The sequence below is a fragment of the uncultured Anaerococcus sp. genome, from assembly GCF_963510915.1.
In the GTDB taxonomy this organism is placed as follows: domain Bacteria; phylum Bacillota; class Clostridia; order Tissierellales; family Peptoniphilaceae; genus Anaerococcus.
The window spans coordinates 1-11,898 of record NZ_CAUPHG010000054.1 but is presented as its reverse complement, the minus strand read 5'-3'; the positions used below and the strand labels follow the sequence as shown (position 1 = coordinate 11,898).

The following is an 11,898-nucleotide window of genomic DNA, read 5'->3' as shown; positions in this document are numbered from 1 at the left end:
TCCTTGATCAAACAACAAATATCGAAGACACCCTAGTCATCAATGCCAAAATCATCGAGACCCAGAGCGAAATTGATGCCATAAAAAAAGCCAAGGCCGACCTAAAAGACAGGGTCACCTATGATACCTACAATATTTCCCTAAGGGAGGTATTCTCCTACGATAAGAGGTCTAACAACCCAGACCTAGGAGAAAGAATAAAGGAAGCTATGGGAGAATCTCTAGGTATAGTCAAAGAATTTTTCTCCCAAGTCATAGTAGGATTTTTCCTCTACTGGCCATTTATTTTGATAATCCTTGCTATTGTATTTGTGATAATAAAAATAAGAAAAAAGAAAAACAAGGTAAAATAGGGACTGGTATCAGTTCCTATTATTTTGTAAATTCATAAGATATCTCGCATTTGCTCGATATGGAATTACAAAGCGCCATTTCGACGACGTCAATGGCGGAGGAGAGATCTCATAAAGGTAGGATTTTCCAAACGAAGAAAGCAGGCCTATGAATAAGAAATAAGTTATAAAAATTTACTATTAGATTTGACAAGTCATTCTTTCCTTGATATGATTAAAAGGACTTGGGGAGTTAGCTCAGCTGGAAGAGCATCACGTTGACATCGTGGAGGTCGCTGGTTCAAGTCCAGTACTTCCCACCAGATTTTGCAGGCAAGTGCCTGCTTTTTCTTTTTCAAAAATTCCCAAAACAAAAACCCTTGGACTTTCAAAAGCAAAATGTTGGCTTTCAAAGTCCAGGGTTTATTTTAATCACTTACCTTATTTACATTTAATATTTTTCTTAGGACAAGGTTGGCGTAATCTTGACTACCATCTATATTTGGATGGGTCCTGTCAGCTGCCAAGAGCTCTGGCCTATCCTTGACAAAGTCACGCCAGTCTACTAGGTGGGCCTTTGGAGTTTTGTCTACAAAGGACTTCATATCAGCATTTACCTTATCCATATAGGATTGAAGATGGGATGTATTTACAAAGTAGACATCTCTTTCATCAGCCAAATCCATAATTGCCTGCATATCATCATGGTTGGCAGTTCCATTTGATCCTAGGCAAATCAGAATAATATTGCCTAGACCAACGTTATTTTTGATATTTTCTAGGATGCCCGGGCCTGCAGTCATATCCCTGCCGACCTCACCATCTAGGTAGAGGTTTGGCACATAATCTCTAAGATACTTATCAATATTTATTAATACTGAATCACCAACCGCAGTTATACTCAAATCTTTAGCATAAGCGAGCTCGTTTTCTGTGAAATCAAAATTGTCGTAGGCTTTTTCCTTGAATTCCTTTTTGTCTTTGGATTTTTCAAGGTCCTTATCTTTCTTTTCTGTAGGATTTGCCTTATTGGCTTTGCCATCATCCTTTGATTTTTCTATTTCTTTCTTGGCATTTTTATTTTTAATAGACTCGTTATTTTTCTTGATTTCTTCTTCGCTTTCCTTAAATCTCGCTTTAAGCTCAGCCATGTCTTTTTCTTTTTTGTTGCCGATGGCAAGGGAGACACAATTTAAAATGATAAGCCCCACAAGAGGAACGGTGATTAGATACTTATTTATTCTCTTTCTAGCAAAAAGTATATGGCAAAATTCCCCTAAAAATATAATCCAGATAAATTGCAAACCATAGTATAAAAACTTATTTTCTATAACATTTATCAAGAAGTATGAGAAAAATACTTGGATGACATATTGGAGAATGTAGAAGTAAAAACTCCTCCTACCAAGGTATTCCATAATACCACCAAAGACAGTTCTAGAAAACTTTGCTCCGTATTCAGTTTCATATTTATAAAGCACAAGGACCATTAGGGCAAAACTTAGGCTATAGATGAGGAAAAATGACCTGTAAATCCAAATCTTTTCACCATTTATAAAAAACATTGGCAAAAATAGCACTAGCCCCAAAATCCCAATAGAAATTTTTAAATTCTTTTGACTCATTTCAATCCTGTCCTTGTATTTCACATATAGGAGGTAAAAAATCATCCCAAAGAAAAATGCATAAATCCTAGTATCTGTCCCGTAATAAATCCTAATGATAGGAGCCTTAGTAAAGGATAGGTAAAAGGAAATCCCAATACTAATTAGACTTAGGATTCCTAGGATCCAAATTTTTGAATTAAGGGGTCTAATCTTTCTTCCTATATATTTGATTATATAAAATATCACAATAAATTGGAGGTAGAGGGCTATGTACCAGAGGTGGACAAAGAGGTTAAAATTACCATTCCTATCAAAATACGAAGCCCCAGCTACAATTTGTCTTATATTTTCAAAGCCAAACACCACAGCCAAACTCGACTTGGCAGAGTCATCAAAGATTTCCCTAGCAAAGATAAGAGCAATGGCTAGGCTTATAAAACCAACAAAAATAATAGGGGGTAGGATTTTTTTTATCCTCCTTCTTAGGCTGAGGTAGATATCTGCTAGGGATATGTTCCTGTTAAATGTCGCTTTTTCCATCAAAAATCCGGACATTACCAAAAACCCTATTACAGCCAAAAAACCACCCGGCAGGGCGTGGGCAAAAAGGTGGTAGGTTGAAATTGTTAGTAGGCAAAAACCTCTCAAAATATTTAGGTATCTATAATTTGGTTTTCTTTTAGTTAATCTTTTCACATTCTTCTCCATAACATAACCATTATACTCTTATTAAGTTAATTTAAAATCATTTTATCCAAAGATTATGAAATAAAAATGTAAGTCAGATTAAATTCGCCGATTAATTTGCATTAGTTCTCGAAATGCTGTATATTATTAGAAATGAAATATTGCGATGACAAGAAGTAGTAGCTGTGAAAGACACCTAGAGAGGGAATGGTTGGTGGAAATTCCTTGTTGGAAATAGTGAATCCGTCTTGGAGCAAATAAGAAATTAAGGCAAGCCTTGCTTGCGTAATTTGGGTGGCACCACGAGACCTTCGTCCCAATTGGGGGAGGCTTTTTTTATGCATATTTTTAAGGAGAAGACATGATTGATATTAAACTATTAAGAGAAAACCCAGACTTTGTAAAGGAAAATATTAAGAAAAAATTCCAAGATGACAAACTCGTCCTAGTTGACGAAGTCCTAGCCCTTGATGAAAAACTTCGTGGCTACAAAACCGAAGGCGATAGATTAAGATCCGAAAGAAACAAGACCTCAAAAGAAATCGGCGCTCTTATGGGTCAAGGCAAAAAAGACGAAGCCGAAGCAGCCAAGGCCCATGTAGTAGAAATAAATGACGAATTAGTCCACATCGAAGAAGAAACAGCCAGACTTAACGAAGAAGTCAAAAAAAGGATGCAAGTCATCCCACAAATCATAGACGATACAGTACCTATAGGCAAAGACGACACAGAAAACGTAGAAATCGAGAAATTTGGCGAGCCAGTAGTTCCTGATTTTGAAGTGCCTTACCACATAGACATTATGGAAAGCTTTGACGGAATCGACCTAGATTCATCTAGAAATACATCTGGTGCTGGCTTCTATTACCTAAAAGGCGATATAGCAAGACTCCACTCAGCAATTCTTTCTTATGCTAGAGACTTTATGATTGATAAGGGCTACACTTATTTTGTTCCACCATTCATGATTAGATCTGAAGTAGTAACTGGAGTTATGTCCTTTGCCGAAATGCAAGATATGATGTATAAAATCGAAGGCGAAGACCTCTACTTAATAGGCACAAGCGAACACTCCATGATAGGTAAATTCATAAACACCATCAACGAAGAAGACAAAATGCCACTAAAGATGACCTCATATTCTCCATGCTTTAGGAAAGAAGTAGGAGCACATGGTATAGAGGAACGTGGTGTTTATCGTATCCACCAATTCGAAAAACAAGAAATGGTAATCATCTGCAAGCCAGAAGACTCTAAAAAATTCTATGACGAACTATGGCAAAACACTGTAGCATTCTTTAGGTCACTTGAAATCCCAGTAAGAACCCTCGAATGTTGTTCAGGCGACCTAGCAGATCTAAAGGTAAAATCTTGTGACGTAGAAGCATGGAGCCCACGCCAAGGCAAATATTTTGAAGTGGGATCATGCTCAAACCTAGGCGATGCCCAAGCAAGAAGACTCGGCATCAGACTCAGAGGAGAAGACGGCAACTACTTTGCCCACACCCTAAACAACACAGTAGTAGCCCCACCAAGAATGCTAATAGCCTTCCTAGAAAACCTACTCCAAGCCGACGGATCAGTAAAAATCCCAGCCCCACTACAAATGTATATGGGCGGCAAGGAAAAAATCGTGCCAACACTTAAATAATAATTTGAAACCAAAGCACCCAAGTAGGGTGCTTTTAAATATCCGAGCCCCCACCCTCGCTTTGCTTGGTCTAAGCAAGGGACGGAAGTCCCGTCTGTTTCCCAAGTTTTAATATTATCTTTATAATAAAATCATATAATACTTTGAAACCCAGTACGAATCCGCTACCCTCGTCCCGACCGTAGTGGAGGGACCTCTGGACCAAACAAGGACTGGCTCTAGTATGGACTTGGGATTTTGTTTGTAGGTTGGTTTTTTATTCTTAGATAAACTAGACACCTCTACCATATGATTTTTATAAAATTAGTAAGAGATCTCTCGACTACGCTCGAGACGAGGGGGAGTAACAAACCCCGAACTCCACAACCCTCGTTTCGACTAAGTGAGTGAAGCGTAGATAAGCCCGTCGGCTCGAGGAGACTGGAGAAATCTCTGGACCAAACAAGGACTGGCTCTGGTCGGGACTTTAGACTTTCTATGTAATATGGTTCTTGATTTTTAGATAAACTTGACACCCATACCGTATTAATTATATAAGTATTGCGAGAGACTTCTCGACTCCGCTCGAAGCGAGGGTTGTGAGTTTGAGAATTTTGTCATTCCGAACGTATGTGAGGAATCCCACAAAGTCGGGACTTGGGATTTTGTTTGTAAAACGATTCTTGATTTTAAAATAAAATTTAACCTAAATTTAACCACCTATCTCCTATAATATCCAATGACCAAAGCGACTTACAAGTGGAAAAAAATCTCCAAAAATCACTTGCTATATTCCCCCAAAACCTATATAATTATGGTAGAATTGTGTATAAAATATGTGCGAAAAAGAAAGGCAAAATTAGATGAAAAAATACATAAAAGCCAAAGAGCTTTTAGAAACAAAGGCAAATAATAAAGAGAAAAAACCAATCTACGCCACTAGGAAACTATCCATAGGTCTAGTGTCATGTATGCTTGGTCTTGTAATGGCTGCACCTGTGATCCATGCGGAAGACAGTGTAGAAGGACCTCAGCCACAAACAGAACAAACAGAAACCCAAACCCCAGCTGGTAAAGCAGAAACAGCTGATAAAAAGGAAGGTCTTGAAACAAAAGAGAGTCCTGTCACTATAGAAAATGACAATCCAGCACAGGTGGATAATGAAGATGGCTTTGAAATAGGACCTGAACGAGTAGGCGATCGAGTAACAGCGGCTGTAAAAGAACCGACCGTTAACCCTGTATTATACGATGCCACAACTATTTCAGGAGGCAATTTAGTAAAAGCTAAAGTTAAAGTTGGTAAAAAGAATGTAAATGTAATAGCAACAGTCCATGTAACATTAAAAGGTGAAGATGGCACTATTAAAGCCACTCTTAAAGTTACACCTACACGTGGAACAACATGGAAAGTAGACTTACCTGAAGGAGTTAAAGTTGCAAAAGGCGATACAGTTACTGTCTACCAACAAATAGGTGAAGATAAATCAACAGAGGTAACTGCAAATGCACAACCATCTAAGGCGTCTACAGTTACTCCTACAATGCCAAGTGGAGAAATTTGGATAGAGCAAACTTCATCAAACCAAGTTAATGCTGATGAACAAGCAGAAGCTGTTGAAATGTTTAACAAAGCAAACACTACAATAGCTGGTGATATTAAATCTGTTGAGTTTTCTATTAATACTGCTGAACATGCCTATTATGAAGTAACCTATACTGATGGTTCGACATCAGGCAAAATCGAAGCTCCGGACTTGAAAATAAAACAAGTTACAGAAACTTCAAGATCACCTGAGATTGACAGTATTACAATTGTAGACAATGTAGTTAAGGGAAAACTGGCAGGACCGGGACCTTTTGATAAAATAAAGGTAAAATTCATCATTAATGTTAATAAGGATAAAGCAGGTCAATTTTGTAATGAAAATAAGTGTACAGTTGATAAAGACTCATCTAAACCAATAGAGGTATCTGTAAATGACGATGGAACTTTTTCCTATACTTTAAAAGAAGGGGAAAGTTTAACTCTAGACCAAATAGTGGGTGTTTCTATTAAAGAACCCCATAAATTTGTATCTTGTTCTACAACAACCGTTAAACCTGCAAAAGTAGAAAAAACAGAAGTTAAAGACCCTAGAAAATTAACTGCTGAAGACAAAAAAGCAATTGATGCTGCTATAAGAAAAGCATATACAGTAAATGGAGTATCAAAATTACCTGATGGATATCCTGAAACTGATTGGGAAGGAATCCCTGCTGTTATACAAATTGATGATAGCGGCAATGTTAAGATATATAGTGCTAATGATGTGGAAGTTACTTATGGTAGTGACTACAGTGTGATACCTAAAAAAAATGAAGATGGTTCATACAAGGTAAAAGACGGAGCTGAACCAAAAATAACAATTCAGCCAAAAGACCTTTTAAAAAACATCAAACCAGATGCACCTACTGTTGCCTTAAGTGAAGATAAGAAAAGCATCACAATCACTCCAAATAAAGTTGATACAGATGCGAATAGTATTTCTGTGTCCTATACAGGAAAAGATGGTAGCTCAAAAACAACTAAAGCTACAAAAGCTGATGATGGAACTTGGTCAATCTCTGAAGGCGAAGGTTCCGTTGATGCCAATGGCGTTATAACTCTTCCTAAAGATAAGGTAAAAGGCGGAACAACAGTATCAGCTACAGTAACAGACAAGGGTGGAATAGCAGATGACGATAAAACAGAACTTGAATCAGATCAAGGAAAATTAACTGTAGAAGAAACAATAGCTGACAAAGTTGAAGCCCTAGGCGGTCTCGACCCAGTTGTTCTAAAAAAATGGGTGGGAGATAAGCTTGATTGGAAAGACGGCGTAAAAGCGAAAGAATCAGCATCAGATGATAATAAAGCAAAAATAAAAAAATTTTTAGACGAAGCAAAAACAACTTTTACTGATGATACCAGAAACACACAAGCTGAAGGAGATTTTACCGGAACTATTAAAGTAACATTTGATGACGGATCCTTCATAGAAGTAAAAAATCAAAAGCTATACGTTAGCAACCATGTAACTAGCATGGAAAGAAAAGATAAGGTTCCAACAGATGCACTTGATGTTGAATTCAAACTAGGTGAAGGAACAAAAGTTGATAATACCGGCTCCGGAGCAATTGAAGGAAATAAAGATAATCCTACATCTTACTCAAAATATAAGGTTAAACCAGATACAAACCTAAAAGAATATAAACTTCCAGCTATTAACACATCAGCTGTTGATTCAATAAAAGTTACTCCACAAGATGGTTATGCAGACCCAGAATGGAAGGGTCAAGATGCTAATAAACCAGTTGACTTTGTAGCAACTGAGAACAACAAGGTATTCACAGCCATAGCAACAAAAGAATTTAAAGTCACTTTTAACGGCAATACAGGAACAGGTTCAATGGATTCTGCAACTGTTAAAAAAGGTGAAAAATATAAATTACCAGCTAATGGTTTTGGTACACCTCCAGATAAAAAAGAATTCAAAACATGGGAAATAGATGGCAAGGAAGTAGCCCCAGGAACAGAAATCGAAATAAATAAAGACACAGAAGTCAAAGCAATCTGGAAAGACATTGAATACAAGGTAAGCTTCAATGGAAATAACGGAACAGGTTCAATGGATTCTGCAACTGTTAAAAAAGGTGAAAAATATAAATTACCAGCTAATGGTTTTGGTACACCTCCAGATAAAAAAGAATTCAAAACATGGGAAATAGATGGCAAGGAAGTAGCCCCAGGAACAGAAATCGAAATAAACAAAGACACAGAAGTAAAAGCTATTTGGAAAGATAATCCATCAAGTCCAACACCAACCCCAACCCCATCATCAAAAACTGAATACAAAGTAACATTTGTCGGCAACGGTGCAGAAGGTTCAATGAACAAAGCAACGGTAGAAGAAGGAAAAACCTATACATTACCAGGAAACGGCTTTGAAGTTCCAGAAGGCAAAGAATTTACTGGATGGAAAATAGGTGGAGAAGATAAAAAACCAGGCGATATAATCACAGTAACTGATAATATAACAGTAGTAGCCCAATGGAAAGACAAGGAAAAAGAAAAACCACAACCAGAAAAACCAGGCGACAAAGAACCTGGCAAGGAAAAGGACAAGAATGAGGAAGGTAAGAAACCTGGAGTAGAGGATAGGTTAAAGATTAACTATGACCCTAATGGTGGACATTGGAGCGATAAGTCAACTGACATTCTAACTTACTACTACGACAAGGGTAATATCATTACCCTTATCAACCCACCAACCAGGGAAGGTTATAGGTTCTTATATTGGAAAGGCTCAGCCTACCAACCAGGAGATAAGTACACTGTTGTTGAAGATCATATGTTCGTTGCCCAATGGGAAAAGATTGAAGATAAAAAAGTTGAAAGGAAAACCAATCCTAGGGAAAATGTCAAAACTGGTGTAGAATCAGTTGCAGGTGTGGTTTGCACCCTAGTAGCATCCACAGGTGCCCTATACATTGGTAGGAAAAAAGAAGATTAATAAATCAAGGAAAACTCGAGTATGACTCGGGTTTTTTCTTTTGGTAAAAATTACAGGAGGGGGCTCGATTTTGAGTTGGTCTTGACACCTAGACCATCTTGACAATAAGAATATTTCAAAAGTTCTCTCGAGTCCTCTCCGAGCCAGACGGGCTTGCCCTGTGATCAGACGAGACGAGGGGAGGACGTCTCATTATTCATTTGAAAATTTATCTTAATTTTTTATAAAACAACAACATATATTCCCCGAAACCAAAACACAAACTCTCACACCCATCTCGAACGTAGTGAGAGATCTTTATAGTAGAGGATATCAAAGGTTCCGTAGCTGCATCGTTATTATCCATATCCTTTACTATTCATAAAAAAAATCTCGATGCAAGATCGAACCTGATTCAAATAGAACTATAGAGACCTCTCGTCGCTTTGCTTCTCGAGGTGGTTTTCTTTTATTAGCAATAGTTCTCAACGTTTAAGAGTATTTTAAAAACAAAATAATACATACATCCTAGACTAACTTAAACTCAACAAGCTCTCCCATATGTAGACAAGCCTGTCGGTTCGATGAGATCTGAGAAATTTCTGGACCAAACAAGGATTGGCTCTGGTTGGACTTGGGGTTTGGTTGTAGAAAGGTTTTTGATTTGATATCCCCACAACAAAAGCACCCTGGCAGGGGGTGCTTTTTCTATACACATAAGGAGAGATGGATTTTTATTTTTCCCAGAAGCTTTGTGCGATTTTTTGACCTTGGGCTATTTTTTTCCATTGGTCTTCTTGGCTTAGTTCGTTGCCGTTGTCGCATGAGGCAAAGCCGCATTGGTGGGAGAGGTAGAGTCTGTCTTTGTCTATAATTTTCGCCGCTTCTTCTAAAAGTGTAAGGGCTCTTTTTTCATCATCTAGACCAGCAGTTTTTGATGATAAGAAGCCTAGGACGATTTCTGCGTCTTTGTTTTTCTCAAAGGCTTTTAAGGAATTTAAGGATCCTGCTCTTTCGTCATCCCATTCTAGGTAGAATCTGTCGTAGTTTTGTTTTTCTAGGAAGAGGTCTGCGATTGAGTCATAGGTGCCTGCCCCAAAGTGGCGGGAGGCGTAGTTGCCCCTGCAGTTGTGGGTGTAGACTTTTAGACCGAGTTTGTGACCGTAGTCTATGACTTCGTTGTTGATGGCTATATATTTTTCTGCCAAGTCTATATTTTTATCATGTCTTGCTTCGCCATCAAATTGACTGTTGTCAGATTCGTCTGCAAATTGTTCCCATAGGCAGTCATCAAATTGGATTATTTCCCCGCCGGCTGCTTTAAAGTCGTCTAAGAATTCTTTGTAGGAGCGGATTAAGTCTTTTTCAAAATCTTCTGTTGATTTATAATAAGAATCTTCCAAAAATCCAAAGTTTAGGACATCACCATAGATGTGGGATGGGGAAGGGATGCATTGTTTGACTATTGCTCTGTCATTTACAAGCGCTTTTAGTCTTTTGAAATGGTCTATGAATGGGTGGTTCTTGCCTGAAAGTCTACCTATAAGCCTTAATCCTATATCACGTCTGGTCTCAAACTTGCCACAACAATCCTTATCTTCAAAGAAATATCCATTTTCTCTTATATATCTTTCCACCCCGTGAAGACCCCAAACAAAGTCAAGATGCCAAAGGGATTTTGAATATTCTCCGTCTGTAATTTCTGGAAGGCCTGCTGCAATTTGTCTTTCTACCACATCAGCTACTGACTTATCTTCGCATTCTTTGTAGCCTTCAAAATCATTGTAGAATGGATATTTTATATCATCTCTTTTTTCTATTTGTCTTTTGTATTTTAATAATTCTTCGTTTCTAAGTAATGATCCAACTGTTAAAAATCTTTCTGTCATTTTTATACCTCTTTTTATTTTCTAATTTTTTCAACATTCTATCATAGGCGCCTTAGAAAATATTCTATGTAATAAAAAAAGCCCCGTCCCATAAAGGACGAGGCTCTGCCACGTGTTACCACCTTAATTTCAAATTAATTTCACAATTAATAACTCATCGGGTACCAACATACCCTATCGCTGTAACGGGCGAGCCCGTCTTATCTTAAATATCGGATAAGAAACTCAAAGGCCATTTTCAATCTAATCTCGCTAGGCTACTCTCACCATCCGTAGCTTCTCTGGGTAGGTTGATTAAATCTACTTTTCTTCTCATAGTTTATTTTCTATAGTCTGATTATACACAGGAAAATTTTCCTTGTCAAATAATTTGTAATAATTATTCGATTTATTCTGTATAAAAGGCTAAAAATACACTTATTATTTAAAAAATTCCTTCCTCAGTGATTATGAAATCCATTTTTACATCCCAAGGGTCAGCCTGGATTTTGATTGAGTAGAAATCAGAAATCATTAGGCCGATTTTTGTGGTCGTATTTTCTTTTAGAAACTTATCATAAAATCCACCACCATAGCCCAGCCTATTTTTTTCCTTATCAAAGGATAGGCCAGGGCAGATGGTAAGGTCGGGATCTTTTATAAATTCGAGACTTTTAGATGTTGGGATGTCAAAAGCTCCGGAGTCTAGGTCTGATAGGTCACCTAGTTTTGCCGCAAGCATTTTATGGTCAATGATTTTTGGAACATAGATTTTTTTGCCATCAGCGAGTGCTTTTTTTATAAAATTCCTAGTTTCTATTTCCTTATTTTTTGCAACGTAGACAAAAATACTTTGAGAATTTTTGTAAGGGTCACTTGCTAATAAGTTTGCTATGATTTTTTCTGATTTGGCTTTTATTAGAGATTGATCCATTTCTCGTCTGAGATTTAGGAAAAATCTCCTAAATTCACTTTTCATTTATTTTTCCTTTCAGCTTAGAAACTATTTTATTCATCGTATTATCCTTAGCTTCTTCGGATTTTATATTAATATCAAAGTACTCATCCCTGTAGCCTTCTCTGAAGGCGGCTATGACTTCTGCTCCTATAATCAAAAGAGAAGACACTATCAATAGCCAGATAAATAGGGCAAGGATTCCAGCAAGAGCACCGTATATCAAGGATTTGTTTGAAAAGTTGTTTATAAAGTAGGCATAAACAAAGCTTGCTACATAGATTGTTATGGTTGTAAAAATCCCG

Annotated in this window: 7 protein-coding genes, 1 tRNA gene and 1 other annotated feature; of the genes, 4 read left to right on the top strand and 4 right to left on the bottom strand. The window is 37.4% G+C overall.

Translation table 11 applies throughout. The annotated features are described in order from the left end of the window. Together RQ893_RS05810 and RQ893_RS05805 are read left to right on the top strand one after the other, a co-directional pair. Positions 1-353: DUF4349 domain-containing protein (locus RQ893_RS05810; protein ID WP_311482109.1), on the top strand; the 353-nt coding region annotated here is incomplete at its 5' end. 226 nt (positions 354-579) lie between these two features. Then, positions 580-655 (top strand) — tRNA-Val (locus RQ893_RS05805). A 105-nt stretch (positions 656-760) separates the two neighbouring features. Here the strand turns inward: RQ893_RS05805 and RQ893_RS05800 are convergent. After that, entirely contained in the window at positions 761-2,635 is a 1,875-nt protein-coding gene (locus RQ893_RS05800; protein WP_311482108.1) for an acyltransferase family protein, read from the bottom strand. Positions 2,636-2,987: 352 nt separating this feature from the next. On the opposite strand from RQ893_RS05800, the gene serS reads away from it, so the two are divergent. Together serS and RQ893_RS05790 are read left to right on the top strand one after the other, a co-directional pair. Next, positions 2,988-4,277, top strand: a complete 1,290-nt coding sequence (gene serS / locus RQ893_RS05795) for a serine--tRNA ligase (RefSeq protein WP_311482107.1) — start codon at positions 2,988-2,990, stop codon at positions 4,275-4,277. A gap of 842 nt (positions 4,278-5,119) precedes the next feature. After that, positions 5,120-8,791 carry an InlB B-repeat-containing protein gene (locus tag RQ893_RS05790; protein ID WP_311482106.1) on the top strand — a complete coding sequence of 1,224 codons (3,672 nt, stop codon included), beginning with the start codon at positions 5,120-5,122 and terminating at the stop codon, positions 8,789-8,791. 713 nt (positions 8,792-9,504) lie between these two features. On the opposite strand, the gene RQ893_RS05785 is transcribed toward RQ893_RS05790, so the two are convergent. From RQ893_RS05785 to RQ893_RS05775, 3 genes are all read right to left on the bottom strand, one after another. Continuing rightward, positions 9,505-10,659 (bottom strand): 5-methyltetrahydropteroyltriglutamate--homocysteine methyltransferase, encoded by a 1,155-nt coding sequence (locus RQ893_RS05785; RefSeq protein WP_311482105.1) that lies wholly within the window; start codon positions 10,657-10,659, stop codon positions 9,505-9,507. A gap of 90 nt (positions 10,660-10,749) precedes the next feature. Next, positions 10,750-10,984: a binding site (T-box leader), on the bottom strand. Between the two features lie 99 nt (positions 10,985-11,083). Then, the gene (locus tag RQ893_RS05780; protein ID WP_311482104.1) at positions 11,084-11,617 is read right to left on the bottom strand and encodes a 5-formyltetrahydrofolate cyclo-ligase; all 534 of its coding nucleotides are present in this window, start codon (positions 11,615-11,617) and stop codon (positions 11,084-11,086) included. Further along, a partial coding sequence (locus RQ893_RS05775) for a YhjD/YihY/BrkB family envelope integrity protein (protein ID WP_311482103.1) occupies positions 11,607-11,898 on the bottom strand: 292 nt, incomplete at its 5' end. The genes RQ893_RS05775 and RQ893_RS05780, both read right to left, overlap by 11 nt.